This window comes from Pseudomonas sp. FSL R10-1339, from assembly GCF_009600545.1.
In the GTDB taxonomy this organism is placed as follows: Bacteria; Pseudomonadota; Gammaproteobacteria; order Pseudomonadales; family Pseudomonadaceae; genus Aquipseudomonas; species Aquipseudomonas bubulae.
The window spans coordinates 55,831-75,300 of record NZ_WIVQ01000007.1; the positions used below are offsets into that span (position 1 = coordinate 55,831).

Annotated in this window: 14 protein-coding genes; all 14 read right to left on the reverse strand. The window is 59.3% G+C overall.

The genetic code is table 11. The features are described from left to right. Positions 1 to 208 precede the first annotated feature (208 nt). The gene (locus tag GHO03_RS04330) at positions 209 to 3,124 is read right to left on the reverse strand and encodes a DUF748 domain-containing protein (protein WP_095002558.1); all 2,916 of its coding nucleotides are present in this window, start codon (positions 3,122 to 3,124) and stop codon (positions 209 to 211) included. 88 nt (positions 3,125 to 3,212) lie between these two features. Continuing rightward, positions 3,213 to 4,226, reverse strand: a complete 1,014-nt coding sequence (locus tag GHO03_RS04335) for a class I SAM-dependent rRNA methyltransferase (RefSeq protein ID WP_153399254.1) — start codon at positions 4,224 to 4,226, stop codon at positions 3,213 to 3,215. A gap of 152 nt (positions 4,227 to 4,378) precedes the next feature. Then, entirely contained in the window at positions 4,379 to 5,560 is a 1,182-nt protein-coding gene (locus GHO03_RS04340) for an acetyl-CoA C-acetyltransferase (RefSeq protein ID WP_095002560.1), read from the reverse strand. 157 nt (positions 5,561 to 5,717) lie between these two features. Next, positions 5,718 to 6,587: an oxygenase MpaB family protein gene (locus tag GHO03_RS04345; RefSeq protein ID WP_153399256.1), complete on the reverse strand. Its 870-nt coding sequence runs from the start codon at positions 6,585 to 6,587 to the stop codon at positions 5,718 to 5,720. Between the two features lie 52 nt (positions 6,588 to 6,639). After that, a complete protein-coding gene (gene pgi / locus GHO03_RS04350) occupies positions 6,640 to 8,304 on the reverse strand; it encodes a glucose-6-phosphate isomerase (RefSeq protein ID WP_095018771.1) in 1,665 nt (554 codons plus the stop codon). A gap of 265 nt (positions 8,305 to 8,569) precedes the next feature. Continuing rightward, positions 8,570 to 9,430: a pantoate--beta-alanine ligase gene (gene panC, locus GHO03_RS04355; RefSeq protein ID WP_153399258.1), complete on the reverse strand. Its 861-nt coding sequence runs from the start codon at positions 9,428 to 9,430 to the stop codon at positions 8,570 to 8,572. Then, a complete protein-coding gene (gene panB / locus GHO03_RS04360) occupies positions 9,427 to 10,227 on the reverse strand; it encodes a 3-methyl-2-oxobutanoate hydroxymethyltransferase (protein WP_095018772.1) in 801 nt (266 codons plus the stop codon). The genes panC and panB overlap by 4 nt, the downstream gene beginning before the upstream one ends. A gap of 222 nt (positions 10,228 to 10,449) precedes the next feature. Continuing rightward, a complete protein-coding gene (gene folK / locus GHO03_RS04365) occupies positions 10,450 to 10,932 on the reverse strand; it encodes a 2-amino-4-hydroxy-6-hydroxymethyldihydropteridine diphosphokinase (protein WP_095002565.1) in 483 nt (160 codons plus the stop codon). Positions 10,933 to 10,935: 3 nt separating this feature from the next. Further along, positions 10,936 to 12,330: a polynucleotide adenylyltransferase PcnB gene (locus tag GHO03_RS04370; protein WP_095002566.1), complete on the reverse strand. Its 1,395-nt coding sequence runs from the start codon at positions 12,328 to 12,330 to the stop codon at positions 10,936 to 10,938. Positions 12,331 to 13,065: 735 nt separating this feature from the next. Beyond that, entirely contained in the window at positions 13,066 to 14,499 is a 1,434-nt protein-coding gene (locus GHO03_RS04375) for a sigma-54 dependent transcriptional regulator (RefSeq protein WP_095002567.1), read from the reverse strand. A 22-nt stretch (positions 14,500 to 14,521) separates the two neighbouring features. Beyond that, entirely contained in the window at positions 14,522 to 17,476 is a 2,955-nt protein-coding gene (locus GHO03_RS04380; protein WP_176464293.1) for a sensor histidine kinase, read from the reverse strand. After that, positions 17,460 to 17,636: a hypothetical protein gene (locus GHO03_RS04385; protein WP_003176118.1), complete on the reverse strand. Its 177-nt coding sequence runs from the start codon at positions 17,634 to 17,636 to the stop codon at positions 17,460 to 17,462. Before GHO03_RS04385 ends, GHO03_RS04380 begins: the two co-directional genes overlap by 17 nt. 78 nt (positions 17,637 to 17,714) lie before the next feature. Then, positions 17,715 to 18,602, reverse strand: coding sequence for a tRNA glutamyl-Q(34) synthetase GluQRS (gene gluQRS, locus GHO03_RS04390; RefSeq protein WP_153399260.1), 888 nt, complete (start codon positions 18,600 to 18,602; stop codon positions 17,715 to 17,717). 169 nt (positions 18,603 to 18,771) lie between these two features. After that, positions 18,772 to 19,212 (reverse strand): RNA polymerase-binding protein DksA, encoded by a 441-nt coding sequence (gene dksA / locus GHO03_RS04395; RefSeq protein ID WP_016783419.1) that lies wholly within the window; start codon positions 19,210 to 19,212, stop codon positions 18,772 to 18,774. Positions 19,213 to 19,470 lie beyond the last annotated feature (258 nt).

The following is a 19,470-nucleotide window of genomic DNA, read 5'->3' on the forward strand; positions in this document are numbered from 1 at the left end:
ACAAGGTTCTGGCAGGTGATTGAAGCAGTACGCCTGCAGGCATTGTTAAAAAGGTTCATGCGACGGCCACACGGATGTGGTCATTACAGCCCCCGGCGCTTGCGTCGGGGGCTGTTCTATTTGGGATTGGGTGTATTTGGGATTGGGGCTACGAAAATCCGCGTAGCAGCTGCCGAAGGAACGAGGCTGCGTTCGGCGACGTTGTGCATTATTCGCTATCCAGATGCAGTGGCGAGATTACCCGGCCGTCGCTCTCGGCTTGGCCCAGGGTGGCATCGATAAAGTACACGCGGTCATCCGCCAGCCCGCCCTTGTCTACCAGGTAGTCCTTGATGCTGCTTGCACGGTCTTGCCCCAGCTGACGCAACAACACTTCGCTTTTGCTCCAGAAGTCGATCAGTGCCGCGGTCATTTTGGCCGCGCGCTCGTCACGGCTCAGGTCTTTCCATTCAGCAGGCGGTTGCTGCTTGAGACGCGTGCGGTAGATACCTTCAAGTAACGGGCCTTTCTCATCGTCCGGCACGGTGAGCAAGCCGGCGCTGGCCGGTACTTTGTCGCCACGACGCTGGAGGATCTTGTAGTAGGTGTACTGGAACTCGCGCTCAAGACGTTCCTTGGCGATCAGAGGGCCATCGCTGCTCTGTGCGGCCGTACCTTCGATCTCCAGGCGTAAAGCCGGGCGTTCTTTCAGGGCCTGGGCCAGTGTGGTCAGGGCTTTTTGTGCCTCAGGGCTCAGCTCGCTTGATCCTGGGGCGAATGACACGGTGCCCAGGTCCTCGGCTCCACCGCCGCTGATCAGCCCGCCAATGAACTTGAAGGGCGCCTGGGCGGCACGCAGCACCAGGTTGCGTACCGTTTGCCAGATAATCGGCATCACGCTGAACTGCGGGTTGTTGAGGTCGCCACTGATGGGCAGTTCAATAGATATCTTGCCGTCCGTGTCCTTGAGCAAGGCAATCGCCAGTTTGATCGGCAGATCCACGGCGTCCGGGCTGTCGACCTTTTCCCCCAGCTGCAATTGTTCGACCACGAGTTTGTTCTCGGCTTTGAGCTGGCCGTTGGTGATCAGGTAATGCAGGTCGAGGTTGAGACGACCCTTGCGGATGCGGTAACCGGCAAACTTCCCGGAGTAGGGGGTCAATGTGGTCAGTTCGACACGCTTGAAGCTGGTGGCGATATCCAGGCTGGCCATCGGGTCAAACGGGTTGACGCTGCCCTTGATGGTCACCGGCGCATAACGGTCGACCTTGCCTGCAATATTGACCGGGGCAGGTTTGGGGTTACGGCTGTCGATGGTGCCAATCAGGCCGTTGAGCTGTTGAACCGCGGTCTGGAAGTTGGGTGTCAGGCTGAAGTCGGCGAAATTCGCTGAACCATCGTTGATCGCAATTGCGCCGATGTGAATGCCCAGCGGTTTTTCCTTGCTGGCCGTGCCTTTGGCCGACGTACTGCCAGCAGGTTGCGGGATCAGCAGGTCATCGATATTGGTGGTGCGGTCATCGTTGATCATGAAGCGCACATAGGGCTTTTCGAAATTGACCCGTGCAAGCGAGAGGCTATCGCCGTGCTGGTACTTCAGATCCTCCAGCACCAGTTTTTGCCACTTCAGGAAGTCGCGGTTTTTCAGGGTGTCCAATGTGTGCAGTTGATCGATCTGGGCGCGGCCGGCCACGGTAAAGGCCAGGGGGGCGGTGCTTTTCAGATCAACCGCCAGGTCGCTGCCAAGCATGCCGCTACGCAGCTCAAGGCGGATAAACGGGTCGATATAGGCCTGGGCGATACGCAAGTCGATATCTTTGGTGTTGACCTTGAGCCTGGCGCTTACCGGGCTCAGGCTGACGTCGCCGCTGGCGGTGAGTTTGCCTTGCTTGCCCACACCGGTGTCGAGGTTGAGGGTGAAAGGAGAACGGTTCAGGCTGTCGAAGTTTTTCAGGTTCAGGTTCAGCGGGCCGACCTCCAGCTCCACCGGGGTTTTGGGCTCCTTGTCGGCAAGGTGGATGCGATAGTCACGCAGGTCGACATCCTTGAGCAGCACGGCCCAGGGTTTGCTCGGCGCCACCGGGGCTGCTTTCGGTGCTTCGACGGTCACCACTTCTTCGGTTTTGGTCGATGGTTTGTCGGGCTGGCTGGCAAACAGCTTTTGCCAGTCAAGCTGGCCGTCTTTTTCGCGGGCGGCCCAGGTTTCGAGGTTCTGGCTGTTGATCTTGCCGACCACCACTTCCTGTTTGGCCAGGTCGACGCTGGTGTCGCTGACATCCAGGCGCTCCAGACGCACCAGCGGGCGGCCATCGGGGGCATTGATCTTGAGCGGTGCGATGCTGGCCGTGGCATTGCTCAGGAGCATTTCGGTTTCTTTGGACAGGTTCAGGGTGTAGTCGGTGCTGAAATTCAGTACGCCATCTTCCAGGGCCAGCGGTAATGCATCGCGCACATAGGGCCACCAGACTTTCATCTTGCCGTCGGTGACTTTCAGTTTGCCGGTCGAGGTGATGGGTACCAGGCTCAGGGTGCCGGTCCAGTCGATCCGCCCGCCTGCAGGGCCTGCGGCCACCAGGGTCATATCGGCGTTGTCATCGGGCAGGGTGCTGAGGTTTTTCAGCTCCAGGTCCATCGAGTCATAGAGGAATTCGATGGGCTCGCTGGGACGCATATCGGTGAAGTGCAGGTAGCCACCCGCCAGCTTGATGTTGTCGATACGCAGCGGGAACGGTTTGCTCTCGGGATCGGCCGGGGTGGGCTCGCTCTCGGGCAGCTTGAACAGTTGTGTCAGGTTGAGCGTACCGTCCTTGTTGAACAGCAGCTCGGTTTTCGGTTTATCTAGCTGCACGTCGGCCAGGTGCAGAGCTTTTGTCCACAGGCTGTCGGCTTGCAGATTGGTGTACAGCCGCTCGAAGCCGACCTGTTCCTTGCCCGGTTCGCCGACTCTGAACCCCCACAGGGTCAGCTCAAGGCTGAAGGGGTTGAACTCCAGCCGGTCGAGTCTGGCGGGCACCGTGGCGTAGTTGGCCAGTTGCTGGTTGATGATGCGCAGGCCGATGCCCGGCAAGATCAGGAACCCAAGCACGCTGTAAAGTGCGATGGCAATCAGCACGGCGCCAAGGGCGCGGATCAATCCTTTGAGCATGTGGGGCGTCGTCTATAGCAGTCGGAAGTGCCTTGGAGTATGGCACGCGTTTCTGGTTCCGAGACGAACGCCGTATTGGGAGAATGGATTAAAACTGAAGGATCAGGGTTTTCAGCGGTGGCTGCTGATCCAGGGACGGGAAATCGCTGGCCGGACTCATGACCTGCCAGTCGCGAACCGGGCGGCCAGCTTTCTCGGCGCAACGCAAAACCTGCTCGCGCCAGTCGTCCATGCTGACCTTTGCCAGATTGTTGCAGCAGATCAATACGCCGTCTGGTGCGGCGGTCAGTACGGCCGGCTTGAGCAGGCTTTGGTAGTCGCGCAGCAGATCGACCGTGCCGAAGGCACTCTTGGCCCAGGCAGGCGGGTCGAGCAGCACGAGGTCGTATTCACGCTGATCCATGCGCGGGTAGGCAGGCAGCTTGTGACGACGCTGAATGATTGGCAGACCGGCCAATTGGCGGATGGCCGCGAAATAGTCGGACTGTACGAATTTCATTTTTGGCAGTTCAGGGTTCAGCAGGCCGTTTTCGCGACCAACCGCCAGATTGCCTTCGGCGAAATCGAGGTTGCAGACTTCGCTGGCTCCACCTGCAGCGGCACTCAGGCCAACACCACAGGTGTAGGAGAACAGGTTGAGCACGCTTTTGCCGGCACTGTGCTGCTTGACCCAGCCACGGGCGTTGCGCAGGTCGAGAAACAACAGCGGGTCTTGCCCGGCATGGCGGCCGCGCACCCGGTACTTGAGGCCCCATTCGTGGCCGACGGTGTCTTCAAGGGCGGCGTCTTCGGCGCGGTACACGGTGTCTTCGCGGTCGATACGCGAGTTGCCCTGGGAGCGGTCGTTGTAGACCAGCAGCAGGTCGAGGCCCAGGTGGCGATTGATGGCTTCGTGCAGTTGCAGCAAATCATCGCGCTCAAGACGTTGATGAAAGCTTTGTACCAGCAGTTGCGGGCCATAGCGGTCGATGGTCAGGCCGCCGGCGCCTTCCTGGCTGCCGTGGAACAGGCGATAGCAGTCGGTGCCCTGGGCGTGCAGTTCGGCCAACAGGTCGTGACGATTATCGAGGGCGGCGCGCAGCGCCTGATTCAAGGAAGACATGCATTGCGCCTTGGGGGACAGATAAGGCGCGGCAGTTTAGCAGAATAGGGCTGGTGATTATTGCTGCGTTGCTCTTGTAGCCGCTGTGGGAGCGAGCCTGCTCGCTCCCACAGGATGGCTTGACCGGCAACAGAGTATCTACACGTTTTGCATTACTCCCGCTCGATCGCCAGCGCTACGCCCTGACCACCGCCGATGCACAAGGTGGCCAGGCCTTTTTTGGCGTCGCGCTTGAGCATTTCGTGAAGCAGGGTCACCAGGATCCGGCAACCTGACGCACCAATAGGGTGGCCAATGGCAATTGCGCCGCCATTGACGTTGACCTTGCTCGCGTCCCATTGCAGTTCCTGGCCCACGGCCAGCGCTTGTGCGGCGAAGGCTTCGTTGGCTTCGATCAGGTCCAGCTGCTGCAAAGTCCAGCCGGCTTTGCTCAGGCAACGCTGGGTGGCACTGACCGGGCCGATGCCCATGATGGCCGGATCCACGCCGGCATTGGCGTAGGCCGCGATTTTGGCCAGCACCGGCAAGCCCAGGGCCTTGGCCTTGGCGGCGCTCATGAGCATGACCGCGGCTGCGCCGTCATTGAGTGAGGAGGCGTTACCTGCGGTGACAGAGCCGTCTTTTTTGAATGCGGGACGCAGTTTTGCCAACGATTCGGCGGTGGTGCCAGCGCGCGGTTGCTCGTCGGTAGTGAATGCGATCGGATCGCCTTTGCGCTGCGGGATCAGGACGGGGGTGATTTCATCGACAAAGCGCCCGGCTTCAATCGCCGCAGTGGCTTTTTGCTGTGAGGCGGCAGCGAAGGCGTCTTGCGCTTCACGGCTGATGTCGTATTTAGCCACAAGGTTTTCGGCGGTAATGCCCATGTGGTAGTCGTTGAACGCATCCCACAGGCCATCGCTGATCATGGTGTCGACGATCTGACTGTGGCCCATGCGCAGACCGGTGCGGGCACCGGGCATGATGTAGTTGGACAGGCTCATGTTTTCCTGACCGCCGGCGATGATCACCTCGGCATCGCCGCATCGAATGGCCTGGGCCCCCAGGTGCAGGGCCTTGAGGCCCGACCCGCAAACCTTGTTCAGGGTCAATGCCGGTACCGCAAACGGCAGGCCGGCCTTGATTGCCGCCTGGCGGGCAGGGTTTTGCCCGGCACCGGCGGTCAGTACCTGACCCATGATCACTTCGTCGACCTGGGCGCCATCCAGGCCGGTTTGTGCGAGTAATTGGCGAATGACGGCGGCACCCAGTTCCACGGCAGGTACATGGGCCAGCGAACCTTGAAAGCTGCCAACGGCGGTGCGGGTAGCCGCAACGATTACGACGTCTTGCATTGCTTGAGTCCTCTTTATTCTTGGAGTGTTGTGTCCGGATTCAGGCGGGCATGGTGGCATAAATCGGTGTTGAGTTCATCGCGGGCAGGCCCGCTCCCCCAAGAGCACCACAGATCCTGTGGGTGCGGGCCTGCCCGCGATGCCAACGTAGCGGTTTTCAGCCAAGCCCCATGCGCCGTCGCGCCCGTTGTACCGAACCGTTGCGTACGGCCCAGCGCAGGATTGGCGCGGTGCTGTTGACCCCGGCCCGTACCCCTTTGCGAATCATCGGGCCTTGATGCAGCTCCAATTGATCGCTGGCCCAGTCGGGCAGTAAATCGATCCCGGCCTGCATCATCAATGCACCAAATGGTTTGGCCAGCAGGCTGGGGGCAGGGGCGTTGAGCAGCAGGCGAATGACTTCACGGCTGCGCTCATCGCAAAGCAATTGCGGGCGAACGCTGTCGAGGTAATCGGCTACTTGCTGACGTGAGCGCGGTACGTGGGTGGCGCCCAGGCGTTCAGCGATCATGGCGATTTCGTCGTAGTAGCGGTCCTGATCTTCAGCGGATAAATGCGGGTTGCGATAGCGCAGGTGGGCGGCGAGAAAATTGCTGACTTCGGCCACATGCACCCAGGTCAGCAGCTCGGGGTCGCTGGCCGCATAGGGGCGGCCATCGAGACCGGTGCCGCTGACTTGCAGGTGGATGGTGCGCACTTTGTCGATCAGCCAGTTGGCATCGCCAGTGGCGCCGAAGGTGGTACCTGAAATGAACTGCCCGGTGCGGCGTAGCCGACCCAGCATGTCTTCGCGGAAACTGGAGTGGTCCCACACCCCGGCCAGGGCCAGTGGGTGCAAGGCTTGCAGCATCAAGGCGCTGATGCCGCCAATCAGCATGCTGGTGAAGTCACCGTGGACCTGCCAACTGATGGAGTCCGGGCCGAACAGGCCGGGGTCGCCCTTGGGGTTTTCGAGGTCGAGCTTGCCGAGGGAAAGCCCGGTCAGGCTCATGATCTGGCGTTCGATGGGGCGGCGGATAAATTCCATTATGCCTTTCTCGATGGTGCCAGCCAGTCGATGAAAACTGGCTGGCTATCAATCACCCGCGGTGACGGCCGCGGAAGTAGTTGATCAGGCCCTGGGTCGACGCATCGTCGGCAGGCTCTTCCTGGATACCGGTCAGGCGGTTGTATACGCCCTTGCCCAGCTCCTTGCCCAGTTCAACACCCCATTGGTCGAAGGCGTTGATGCCCCAGATCACGCTTTGCACAAACACTTTGTGTTCGTACAGCGCAACCAGTGCACCCAGACGGCGCGGGCTGATGCGTTCCACCACCAGGGTATTGCTCGGGCGGTTGCCCGGGATCACCTTGTGCGGTGCCAGTTTTTTAACTTCTTCTTCGCTCATGCCCTTGTCGCGCAGTTCAGCTTCGGCTTCTGCGCGGGTTTTACCCAGCATCAGCGCCTGGCTTTGCGACAGGCAGTTGGCATACAGCCATTGATGGTGGTCGGACACCGGGTTGAAGCTGACAATCGGCACGATAAAGTCGGCCGGGATCAGTTGGGTGCCTTGGTGCAGCAATTGGTGGTACGCATGCTGACCGTTGCAGCCCACGCCGCCCCAGATCACCGGGCCAGTATCGGTTGACACCGGAGTGCCGTCCTGGCGCACGCTCTTGCCGTTGGATTCCATGTCCAGCTGTTGCAAGTGTTTGGTGATGTTACGCAGGTAGTGGTCGTACGGCAGGATCGCGTGGCTTTGCGCGCCCCAGAAGTTGCCATACCACACGCCCAGTGCGGCCATCAGTACCGGCATGTTCTGCTCGAACGGAGCAGTCTGGAAGTGCTGGTCCATGCTGTAGGCACCGGACAGCAGCTCTTTGAAGTTGGACATGCCGATGGCCAGGGCAATTGGCAGACCGATGGCCGACCACAGCGAGTAACGCCCGCCGACCCAGTCCCACATCGGGAAGATGTTTTCTTCTCGAATACCGAATGCCACGGCTGCCGCGTTGTTGCTCGACACGGCGATAAAGTGGCGATGCAGCTCAGCTTCAGAACCGCCCTGAGCCAGGTACCAGGCTCGTGCCGCCTGGGCGTTTTTCAGGGTTTCTAGGGTATTGAAGGACTTTGACGAAACAATAAACAGCGTGGTTTCAGCGCGCAGTTTTGCGGTCAGTTCATGGAACTCACTGCCGTCGATGTTCGCCAGGTAATGGCAGCGCACACCTTTTTGCGCGTAGGACAGCAACGCTTCAGAAACCAGTTCAGGGCCGAGGAACGAGCCGCCGATGCCGATATTGACGATGTCGGTGATTGGCTTCTCGGTGTAACCGCGCCACAGACCGTCGTGAATCCGGCCGACCAGCTCGGTCATCTGGTTCAGGACTTTATGCACCTCGGGCATGATGTTCACGCCGTTGACCGACAGTTTGTCGGCAACCGGGCGACGCAGCGCGGTGTGCAAGGCCGGGCGACCTTCGGAGGCGTTGACGATTTCACCGCTGAACAGCGATTTGATCGCGCCTTTGAGGTCGACCTCATTGGCGAGGTCGACCAGAAGGTCGCGGGTCTCGTTGGTGATCAGGTTTTTCGAGTAGTCCAGAAACAGCCCGCAGCTGCTCAGGGTGAATTCTTCAAAACGTTTCGGGTTGCTGTTAAACGCGTCACGCATGCTGAAGTTTTGCATGCTGGCACGGTGAAGTTTCAACGCTTGCCAAGCGGGCAGAGCGGTAACGTCGTGAGGGGTGCGGTAGTACGCCATCGCTGCGGATATCCTTTTTGCTTGAACTGCCTTTGGACACTGAAAACACCTGCGCCTGGTTTTTCTTGTTCAGGCGTTCGGTCGGTCTGATTCTGCACGTTAACTGGAAGCAGGGCGATTACAGTAACCTTCGCGCCTGCTTCTGTCTTGGCTTTGTCTGACACCGAGAAGTAACTTTTGTCACAGTTACGTCACAGCAGGTGAAACGTTTCAGTGTTTCTTTATGGAGTGCGGGTCATTCCGCGGTTCCGCACAGGCGACTCTGTCAGAGCGCGCTGTCGAGATTAAGATGTACGTTGTCGATCAAACGGGTGGCACCCAGGAAGGCCGCAACCAGAATTACCAGGTCGCGATCAGTCGCCTGCGTCGGTAGCAAGGTCTGTGCGTGGCGCACTTCCAGGTAGTCCGGACGAAAACCAATGGCTTCGATTTGCGCCAGATGCTGGCGCACCAGGGCCGGGTAGTCGCGCTCACCGGCTTCGATGGCGCGCGCCATTTCACTCAGGTGACGGTACAGCGCTGGCGCCAGGGCTCGCTGCTCTTCGCTCAGGTAACCATTGCGCGAGGACAGGGCCAGGCCGTCTTCGGCGCGCACGGTGGGTTCGCTGATGATCTGGATCGGGAAGTTCAGATCGTTGACCATTGCGCGAATGACTGCCAGCTGTTGGTAGTCTTTTTGCCCAAAAATCGCCAGGTCGGGCTGAACCATGTTGAACAGCTTGCTGACCACGGTGGTCACACCATCGAAATGCCCCGGGCGACGGCTGCCGCACAGTTCATTGCTTAATTTGGCAGCAGTAACACGGGTCAGGCCGTCCATGCCGTTGGGGTACATTTCTTCAACGGTCGGGGCAAACAGCAAGTCACAGCCTGCCTGCAGAAGCCTTTCCTGGTCGGCTGCCAGGGTGCGCGGATAGGTATCCAGATCTTCGTTGGCGCCAAACTGCAGCGGGTTGACGAAAATGCTCGCCACCACGAAATCGGCTTGTTGTGCGGCGGTGGTTACCAGTGCGCCATGGCCACTGTGCAGATTGCCCATGGTCGGGACCAGTGCTATCTGTTTGCCTTCACGGCGTGCGCGGGCGATGACGGCGCGCAGTTCGCGAACGGTTTTAACTGTGTTCATGCAGAGAATCCGTGTTCGGTAGCAGGAAAGCTGACGGCTTTGACTTCAGTGACGTAGGCGCGCAGGGCGGACTGGATATCGGGCTGGCCGCTCATGAAGTTTTTCACGAACTTGGGCACGCGGCCGGTCAGTGAAAGGCCCAGCATGTCGTGCAGCACCAGGACCTGGCCGTCGGTGTCACTGCCGGCGCCGATGCCGATGACCGGGATCTTGACCGCGTGGGTGATCTCTTTTGCCAGTTCGCTGGGTACACATTCGAGCAGCAGCATGGCCGCTCCTGCCTGTTCCAGGGCAATGGCATCGGCACGCATCTGGCGCGCCTGGTTTTCGTTGCGGCCTTGTACCTTGTAACCCCCCAGCACGTTCACGGTCTGCGGGGTCAGGCCCATATGCGCGCACACGGGGATGCCGCGTTCAGTCATGGCCCGGATCGACTCGGCCAGCCACACGGCGCCTTCGACCTTGACCATATGCGCGCCGGCCTTCATCAGCACCGCGCTGTTGTTGAGGCTTTGTTCCAGGGTGGCGTTGGCCATAAAGGCCATGTCCGCCAGGATCAGAGCGTCCTGGTTACCGCGTTTGACGCAGGCCACGTGGTAGGCCATGTCAGCTGTCGTCACAGGCAATGTACTGTCATGCCCTTGTAGAACCATGCCCAGGGAGTCGCCTACCAATAGCACTTCAACACCGGCCTGATTGCAGGCGTGGGCGAAGGTGGCGTCATAGCACGTCAGCATGGTGATTTTTTCACCTTTTTGCTTAAGGCCTTGCAGGGTGGTCAGGGTAATAGCTGGCATGAAAAGGATCCTCGTCAGGCAGTGTGGTAACCACTGCGAGTAACGCGCGTGATTCATCGTTATGAACAGGCACACCTTTATAGAGGGCGCTTATAAAGCCTGCTTTTCACATTGCACCATCCTGTGGATGGCTGCGGGATGCCTATAGTCGTGACGAGGGCACTGGAAGTCAATTCCGGGTGTTACCGCAATGGTGTTACCCGGGTATTGATTCGATTCAGCTTAAGAGGGGATTCGCTCAAGCCCGATAAATGGGCAGTCATCGAGCAATTGCGCGAGCGTGCGGCCATCGGAGAGTTTCAGCGATGCTGGCGCCAGTTCGGCCAGCGGATACAGCACAAAAGGCCGGGCGTGCATGTGGTAGTGCGGAACTTTAAGGCGGGGCTCGTCGATCAGGCGATCGCCGAATAGCAAGATGTCCAGGTCCAGAGTGCGCGGGCCCCAACGCTCTTGACGCTCGCGTCCCTGGTCCAGTTCGATGGCCTGCAGGGCATCGAGCAGGTCCAGCGGCGCCAGCGAGCTGTCGATGGCCGCTACGGCATTGGTGTAGCGCGGCTGGCCAGGCAACAGCGAATCGCTTTGATAAAATGCTGAAACCCCGATGAGTCGGGAGTCCGGCAATTGCGCCAGGGCCTGGACAGCACTGCGCAATTGATCCGCCGGGTCAGCCAGATTGCTGCCCATTCCAATGTAGACGCGTTCCATCGCTTACTCGTCCGCTGCGGCGCTGCGTTTACGCTTGGCACCGCTGGTACGGCGACGTTTGCGCGGTGCAGGACCGGTACCGTCATCCTTGGCGTTGCTCAGGTCGCGGATCATCTCGCGGCGGCCGCTGTCATTGGCGTCCTGATAGTCGGTCCACCATTCGCCCAGGCCATTGGTCTGCTCGCCGGCGCTTTCACGCAAGAGCAAGAAGTCATACCCGGCACGGAAACGCGGGTTGTCGAGCAACATGTCGGCGCGTTTGCCGCTGCGACGCGGCAGGCGCTCCTGCATGTCCCAGATCTCGCGAATCGGCATGGTGAAGCGCTTGGGAATAGCAATACGCTGGCATTGCTCGGCGATCAGTTCATGGGCGGCTTCCTGCATGGCAGGAATGGGCGGCATGCCTTGATCTTGCAGGCGCAATACGCGTGCAGGCAACGCGGGCCACAACAGGGCGGCAAACAGGAAGGCCGGGGTCACCGGTTTGCCCTGTTTGATGCGCAGATCGGTGTTGCGCAAGGCTTCGCTGATCAGGGTGTGGGTGTAGGTCGGGTTGTGCTCCAGTGCTTCGGCGCTGGCCGGGAACAGAGGGTCGAACAACTCGAGGTCAACCAGCATCTCGAAGGTGTCAGAAGCGTTACCGGAGAGGAACAGCTTGAGCACTTCTTCGAACAGGCGCGCGGAAGGGATTTCCCGCAGCATCGGCGCCAGTTCGCGGATGGGTTCGGCGGTGTGCTTTTCGATACCAAAGTTGAGCTTGGCGGCAAAGCGCACGGCGCGCAGCATGCGAACCGGGTCTTCCTGGTAGCGCTGTTGCGGGTCGCCGATCAGGCGCAGCAAGCGGTTGCGGATATCGTGTACGCCATTGGCGTAATCGAGGATGCGCTCGCTGACCGGGTCGTAGTACAGGGCGTTGATCGTGAAGTCACGACGCTGGGCGTCTTCTTCAAGGGTGCCGTAGACGTTGTCGCGCAAGATGCGCCCGCTTTCGTTACGCGAGGACTGGTTGCTGTCTTCCTCTTCGTCGTTTTGCGGGTGATTGGCACGGAAGGTCGCGACTTCAATGATTTCGCGGCCAAAGTGGATATGCACCAACTTGAAACGACGACCGATGATTCGCGCATTGCGAAATTCGGCGCGCACTTGCTCGGGCGTGGCGCTGGTGGCGACGTCAAAGTCTTTTGGCGTGATATTGAGCAGCATGTCGCGTACGCAACCGCCAACCAGATAGGCCTGGTAACCGGCGTTCTGCAGGCGTTCGACGATATTGACCGCGTAGCGGCTGAACTGGGCACGTTGCAGCGAGTGTTGGCTGCTGTTGAGCACTTCAGGGGTGCTGCGCAGTTGTTGCGTACGACGCTTGGGAGAACGGAATGACTGGAACAGCTTCTTCAGCATGGGATGCACTGTTTGAAGGAATGTTCGGCCAAAACGAAGAATGACCGCATGATGGGCGGGGATTCTAGCATTTAGTCAGGGGATGGTGTAGGACGCTTAGCCGCTCTTGCGAGCGAAGCTGCAAGCCGTAAGCATAAATAGCTGTAAGAGGCGCGGTTTAGACGGTTGCGAGGGGATTTGTTAAATCGCAGAAACCACAAGGGGAGCCGAAGCTCCCCCAGAATTAGTTGCGTGCTCTATTTTTATTATTGATTGCGGGCTTTTTGTTTTTGTTAATCGCCCTGGTTACAAAGGTCTTGCCTGTGCAACCCTCCCAATCGGGAGATAAGAGCAAACGGATTGCTTTGGTCGCTGCGTTGATGTGATCAATGATCCAACCAGTTCAGGCTCTGCTTTAAGTGCAGTTTTTGTTGTTCTCTGCCTGGTCGCGGGGCAAGCCCCATTTACAACACCTCTCCAAAACAATCAGTTAGCTGCGCCTCCGCCGTGTTGTTCTTGTTATGCGTGAGCCGATACGTCTTATTTTTATTGTGTGCTGCTGTGATTCTTATTGTTCTTGTACGAATACATATAGCAGGGTGCGTGCCAACTTTTGTGCGGCCCAGCAAAATAAGGGGTTATCAGGGTTTTGGCCTTTTTCCGGGCAAAAAAAAGCCGGGTCATCGTTACCGTAAGACCCGGCTTTTGTTACGTGATTTAACAGAGGTAACAGTTGGTTACCTCTGGCGCTGTTACCTAGCCCTCGCTTGGCACGCCGGTTTTGCGTCGCGGGATTCCCAGACGCTGACGTCGCTCCCACAAGCATTTGCGGCTGACCCCCAGTTTTCGAGCCAGTTCGGTCTCGGTCATATGGTCCTGATGCTCAAGGACGAAGTGCTGGAAGTAGTCTTCCAGTGACAGGTCCTCGGTGGGATCAAGGCTGGTGTTACCGTTACTGATGCTCTGCTGCGGGGCCAGGCCGATGAAGTCATCGTCTTGCAGGTCGCTCAGTTCAATATCGATACCCAGCAGTTCAGCCGAGATTTCCGGGCTTTCACAGAGGATCACCGCGCGCTCCACAGCGTTTTCCAGTTCGCGCACGTTACCCGGCCATGAGTAATGGCTGATCGCCCGTTCGGCATCGGGGGCGAATTTGAGGTCGGTGCGACCCACGCGAGCACTTTGGCGGGCGAGGAAGGCGTTGGCGATTTCGTTGACGTCAGCGCCACGTTCACGCAGCGCAGGCAGCTTGAGCGCGATAACGTGCAGGCGGTAGTACAGGTCTTCGCGGAACTGGCCTACCTTGGCCAGGCTTTTCAGGTCGCGGTGGGTCGCGGCAATCAGGCGAACATCGACCTTTTGCGACTGTACCGAGCCAACCCGGCGAATCTCGCCTTCCTGCAGCACGCGCAGCAGTCGGGCTTGGGCCTCAAGCGGCAATTCGCCGATTTCATCGAGGAACAGCGTGCCGCCATCGGCCGCTTCAACCAGACCGGCACGGCCAGCGCTGGCGCCGGTAAACGCGCCTTTTTCGTGGCCGAACAGTTCGGACTCGATCAGGGATTCCGGGATGGCCGCGCAGTTGACCGAGATCATCGGTGCTTTGGCGCGGCGCGACAGGTTGTGCAGGGCGCGGGCTACCAGCTCTTTACCTGTGCCGGATTCACCCTGGATCAGCACATTGGAGTCAGTGGGCGCTACTTTGCGAATCTTGCTGTACATGTCCAGCATTGGCGGGCAGGAACCGATGATGCCGATTTCACCGTTGCTGTTATCCACCGTGTTTTTGTCAGCGGTGCCTGCTTTGGCAGGGCGTTCGGCCGGCGCGCTCTGGGTGTTTTGCCGGTCACGCAGAATGCGCGCCACCGCTTGCAGCATTTCGTCGTGATCAAAAGGTTTGGCGATGTAGTCCACCGCGCCCATTTTCATCGAGTCCACGGCCGAGCGCAGGCTGGCATAGCTGGTCATGATCAGCACCGGCTTGCCCTGGCCAAGCTTGATCAGCTCGGTCCCCGGAGCGCCGGGCAGGCGCAGGTCGCTGACAATCAAGTCAAACGACGGGATGCTGAACTGCTCCTGCGCCTCTTGCACCGAGCCTGCCTCGCTGACCTGGTATTGATTGCGCTCCAGTAAGCGGCGTAGGGCGGAGCGGATGATGGTTTCATCTTCGACGATCAAAATATGCGGCATTGATTCGGTTCTCTCGACGGTCTCAGTTCACAGCGGACGTCGCTTCGACATGACGCGGTAGTGTCACCCGGATACGGGTTCCGCGTTGGCTGTGAATGTCAGCCGGGCTGTCGATGGTGATTTGTCCATAATGCTCTTCAACGATGGAATAGACCAGTGCAAGGCCCAGACCTGTACCTTCGCCAGGGTCCTTGGTGGTGAAAAACGGTTCGAACAACCGGTCCATGATGTTCTGCGGAATGCCAGTGCCTTCATCTTCCACAATAAGGTCGACGGTGTGCTCGCTGGCCTCGCTCTTGACCCGTACGGCACTGCCGGCAGGCGTCGCGTCGCGGGCGTTGGAGAGCAGGTTGATCAATACCTGGGCGAGCCGCTGCGGGTCGCCGTCGACCCAGTGGTCCGGGTCGCACAGGTTGTAGAATTGCACTTCGAAATTGCGTCGGTTCAGGGCCAGCAGGCCAATGGCATCCTGGGCTACTTCGGCCAGACAGACGGGCTCGTCATTGTGTTGATGGCTGCCGGCATGGGCGAAGCTCATCAGAGACTGGACGATGCGTGAGATGCGTTTGGTCTGTTCAAGTATCTGGCTGCTGATTTCGGTCAGTTCGCTATCGTCTTCGCGTTCCTCGCGCAGGTTCTGCGCCAGGCAGGCAATGCCGGTGACCGGGTTGCCGATTTCGTGAGCTACCCCTGCCGCCAGCCGCCCGATGCTGGCCAGGCGTTCGGAGTGCACCAGCTTGTCTTCGAGCATCTGGGTTTCCGTCAGGTCCTCGACCAGCAGCACCAGGCCGCTGTTACCCGGTGCCAGCGGCTCGTCAATGGCGGCTTTGTGCAGGTTGAGCCAGCGGGTCTGGCCATCAAGGGCCAGGTGCTGCTTGTGCAAGTGTTCGTCCGGCAGGTCGATAAAACCTTGCAGCAACTCGCGCCATGGATCGCCCAGGGTACCCAGGCGCGAACCCACCACGCGCTGGGCCGGGATGCCGGTCAACTCTTCCATGGCCTTGTTCCACATCAGGATCTCTTGATCCTTGGCCAGTGAACACACGCCCATCGGCAACTCTTGCAGGGTCTGGCGGTGATAACGGCGCAAGGCGTCAAGCTCGGCTGCCAGCCCGGTAAGGCGTGAGTGGTAGTCCTCAAGCCGGCTTTCGATAAAGTGAATGTCCTCGGTAACGTAGTTTTCGCCGCCGGACTTGTAGGGCAAAAAGGTTTCGACCATATCTTGTGCGACGCTGGGGCCCATCAGGCCGGAAAGGTTGGCCTCGATCCTGTCGCGCAGGCGTCGCAAGGCATAGGGGCGACGTTCATCGAAAGGCAGGAAAAGGTCACGCAGCGCCTGTTCGACTTCTTTTTGCGCCGCTTTGGCGCCCAGAGGTTTGGCCAGCTGAGTAGCGAACTCTTGCGGGGAGGCCGCGTGCAGCTCGCGACGTTGCGGGCGGCGTACGTTATCCACAGCACAGGCTTCGGCGGCACTGGCTTCTTCAGGGCTGGCGTTGGTGAACAGGGAAATCAGGGTGAACATCAGCACGTTGGCCGCCAGCGAGGCGATGGCTGCCATGTGCCAGCTGGTATCGTCCAGCACATAGATCATGTTCAACCACGGGATATAGAAGCCCTGGAAGTTGCCGATCAGCGGGAACAGCATGCTCGCCATCCACACCAGTATCCCGGCCAGCAGACCGGCAATAAAGCCACGTCGGTTGGCCGTCGGCCAGTACAGTACCGAGAGCACGCCCGGCAAAAACTGCAACGTGGCGACAAAGGCCACGATGCCGAGGTTGGCCAGATCCTGCTCGGCGCCCAGCAGCAGGTAGAAGCCGTAGCCGGCCATGATAATGGCAACGATCAGGGCGCGGCGGGTCCACTTCAGCCAGCGGTAGATATTACCTTCGGCGGGCGGTTGATAAAGCGGCAGCACCAGGTGGTTGAGGGCCATGCCCGAAAGCGCCAGGGTGGTGACGATAATCAGCCCGCTGGAGGCCGAAAGCCCGCCCACATAAGCCAGCAGCGCCAGGGGTTTGCTGTTGGCGGCAATACCGATACCGAGTGTGAAGTATTCCGGATTGGTGGTGGCGCCCAGCTTGAGGCCGGCCCACAGGATCAGCGGCACGGCCAGGCTCATCAGCAACAGGAACAGCGGCAGGCCCCAGCTGGCGCTGACCAGCCCGCGCGGGTTGAGGTTCTCGGTGAAGGTCATGTGATACATGTGCGGCATCACAATGGCCGAGGCGAAAAATACCAGCAGCAGGGTGCGCCATGGCCCTTCTTGAAGCGGTGTGTGCAGTGCGGCGAGGGCGGTCTGGTTCTGCAGCAGCCAGACTTCCAGCTGTTGCGGGCCATCGAACACGCCATAAAGCGCGTAAAGGCCCACACCGCCAATGGCGATCAGCTTGATCACCGACTCAAAGGCAATGGCGAATACCAGGCCTTCGTGTTTCTCACGGGTGGCGATATGCCGAGAGCCGAAGAAGATCGTAAACAGGGTGATCAGTGCGCAGAAGCTCAGGGCTACGCGGTGTTGCACCGGCTCGCGGGTGAGGATGCTGATGGAGTCGGCCACGGCCTGGATTTGCAGGGCCAATAGCGGTAACACGCCTATCAGCATGAAAATCGTGGTCAGGGCTCCGGCCCAGGTGCTGCGGAAGCGAAAGGCGAACAGGTCGGCCAGCGATGAGAGCTGGTAGGTGCGGGTGATTTTTAGAATGGGGTAAAGCAACACAGGCGCCAGCAGAAAAGCCCCGGAAACCCCAAGGTAGCTGGACAAAAAGCCGTAGCCATATTCGTAAGCCAGCCCCACTGTGCCGTAGAACGCCCAGGCACTGGCGTAAACGCCCAAAGACAGGGTGTAGGTCAGCGGGTGACGAATGATTGCGCGCGGGATCATGCCGCGTTCACTGATCCAGGCCACGCCAAACAGCACCAGCAGGTAGGCGGCGCTGATCAGGATCATCTGGGTCAGGCTAAAGCTCATCGGCATCTTTTTGGCTCTGCAGAATAAAGGTCACAACGATCAGAATCAGCCAGAGCAGATAGGGCCGGTACCAGGCGCCTGTCGCATCGATCCACCAATCCATGATGGCGGGAGAAAACAGGTAGATCCCGACAACCAGCAACAGGACCAATCGATAGATATACATCCCGCCCTCACTTTTACAGGCCGCATGCCCAAAAACGTGCGGCGATGGTAACGGATGGCTGGCAACCTGCAAGGGCTGTCAGCGTAATTGCGCCTCGGCGAGGGTCAGTGTGCGTGGGATATTGGCGGCGTTCCAGTGGGCAATGCCCCAATCCAGCACCTCACGCGGGGTAGCGTCGTTCAGGTGTTGCTCTGTTTTCTGACCCAGAGCACGCAAGGCCCGCAGCAGCAGCGGGGTGGCCTGCTTCGGGGTCAGGGGCGGTGAGCGATAGGATTTGCCGAGTTTGTGGCCATCAGGCTGCACGATCAGCGGCACATGCAGATAGCGCGGTTGTGACAAACCCAGCAACTCTTGCAGGTAAAGTTGGCGCGGGGTGGAGTCGAGCAGGTCGGCGCCACGCACGATATCGGTCACACCCTGGGCGGCATCATCGAGCACCACCGCCAATTGGTAGGCATAGAGGCCGTCGCGGCGACGAATCACGAAATCACCGACATCGCGCCCCAGGTGCTGGCGGAACTCGCCCTGAACCCGGTCGGTGAAGGCATATTCCAGTTCAGGGACGCGAATGCGGATGGCTGCGTTATCCATTGAGTGCCCGGCATTGCGGCAAAAGCCGGGGTAAATGCCGTTGTAACCTTCCAGCTGTTTGCGGGAACAGGTGCAGGCGTAGGCCAGGCCCATGCTGAACAGTTGGTTTAGCACGTGCGCATAGGCTTCGTGGCGCTCGCTTTGACGAACCAGTTCGCCGTCCCATTCAAAACCGTAGCGCTCAAGGGCATCGAGAATCGCGGCCTGGGCGCCGGGCATTTCCCGCGGCGGGTCGAGATCTTCCATGCGCAGCAGCCAGCGGCCACCCATGGAGCGGGCATCGAGGTATGACGCAAGGGCGGCGACCAGCGAGCCAAAATGCAGATGGCCACTGGGCGTTGGGGCGAAGCGCCCGATGTAGGAGGGTGCAGTCATGGGCGTGGGCCGATTTTTTGTGGGAGCGGGTTTGCTCGCGATGGGGCAACCCGGTTTTGAACCTTTGGCGCGGTGATGCTATCGCGAGCAAGCCCGCTCCCACGCAGGGCACTGAAATTTCACAAACAAAAATGGGGCGTTCGCACGCCCCATCTGGTCAAGTTGGCGATTACTTGCCGACTTGTTTTTCCTTGATTTCAGCCAAGGTCTTGCAGTCTACGCACATGTCGGCAGTAGGGCGGGCCTCGAGTCGACGGATACCGATTTCGACGCCGCAGGATTCGCACCAGCCATATTCTTCGTCTTCAATCAGTTGCAGCGTCTTGTCGATTTTCTTGATCAGCTTGCGCTCGCGATCGCGGGCGCGCAGTTCCAGGCTGAATTCTTCTTCCTGGCTCGCGCGGTCGGATGGGTCAGGAAAGTTTGCCGCTTCGTCTTTCATATGATCAACGGTGCGGTCGACTTCCTGCATCAAGTCCTGTTTCCACTTTTGCAGAATCTTGGTGAAGTGTTTACGCATGGGCTCGCCCATGTACTCTTCACCCTTCTTTTCAACGTAGGGTTCGAAGCCGCTAAGTTGAGTATTCTGTTGCTTTGCTTGTGTGGGCATGAAATGGACCGCCTCTCATTCTTCTAATCCATTGCGCAGGATTGCAACATCACCGACACCTGCCGGCCCTGCGGCTGCAAGCGGGCGAACTTACCAGATCAAATCGGGCTGCGCTACTCCCGCATGTCCAGCCCGTTCTCAGGGTATGTGTGCAGAGCCTGTGGTGCTTGAGATTAGTGGCTAATTAATAATTTTAGTCGAGCTATGACTAAAGGCCGGGTTGTTTGGTTCTATCGGCAAGTGGGCTAAGACCGTAAT

Coding starts and splice junctions, on each gene's coding strand:
- GHO03_RS04330 (WP_095002558.1), bottom strand. CDS start 3,124: ATGCTCAAAGGATTGATCCGCGCCCTTGGCGCCGTGCTGATTGCCATC.
- GHO03_RS04335 (WP_153399254.1), bottom strand. CDS start 4,226: ATGTCTTCCTTGAATCAGGCGCTGCGCGCCGCCCTCGATAATCGTCAC.
- GHO03_RS04340 (WP_095002560.1), bottom strand. CDS start 5,560: ATGCAAGACGTCGTAATCGTTGCGGCTACCCGCACCGCCGTTGGCAGC.
- GHO03_RS04345 (WP_153399256.1), bottom strand. CDS start 6,587: ATGGAATTTATCCGCCGCCCCATCGAACGCCAGATCATGAGCCTGACC.
- pgi (WP_095018771.1), bottom strand. CDS start 8,304: ATGGCGTACTACCGCACCCCTCACGACGTTACCGCTCTGCCCGCTTGG.
- panC (WP_153399258.1), bottom strand. CDS start 9,430: ATGAACACAGTTAAAACCGTTCGCGAACTGCGCGCCGTCATCGCCCGC.
- panB (WP_095018772.1), bottom strand. CDS start 10,227: ATGCCAGCTATTACCCTGACCACCCTGCAAGGCCTTAAGCAAAAAGGT.
- folK (WP_095002565.1), bottom strand. CDS start 10,932: ATGGAACGCGTCTACATTGGAATGGGCAGCAATCTGGCTGACCCGGCG.
- GHO03_RS04370 (WP_095002566.1), bottom strand. CDS start 12,330: ATGCTGAAGAAGCTGTTCCAGTCATTCCGTTCTCCCAAGCGTCGTACG.
- GHO03_RS04375 (WP_095002567.1), bottom strand. CDS start 14,499: ATGCCGCATATTTTGATCGTCGAAGATGAAACCATCATCCGCTCCGCC.
- GHO03_RS04380 (WP_176464293.1), bottom strand. CDS start 17,476: ATGCCGATGAGCTTTAGCCTGACCCAGATGATCCTGATCAGCGCCGCC.
- GHO03_RS04385 (WP_003176118.1), bottom strand. CDS start 17,636: ATGTATATCTATCGATTGGTCCTGTTGCTGGTTGTCGGGATCTACCTG.
- gluQRS (WP_153399260.1), bottom strand. CDS start 18,602: ATGACTGCACCCTCCTACATCGGGCGCTTCGCCCCAACGCCCAGTGGC.
- dksA (WP_016783419.1), bottom strand. CDS start 19,212: ATGCCCACACAAGCAAAGCAACAGAATACTCAACTTAGCGGCTTCGAA.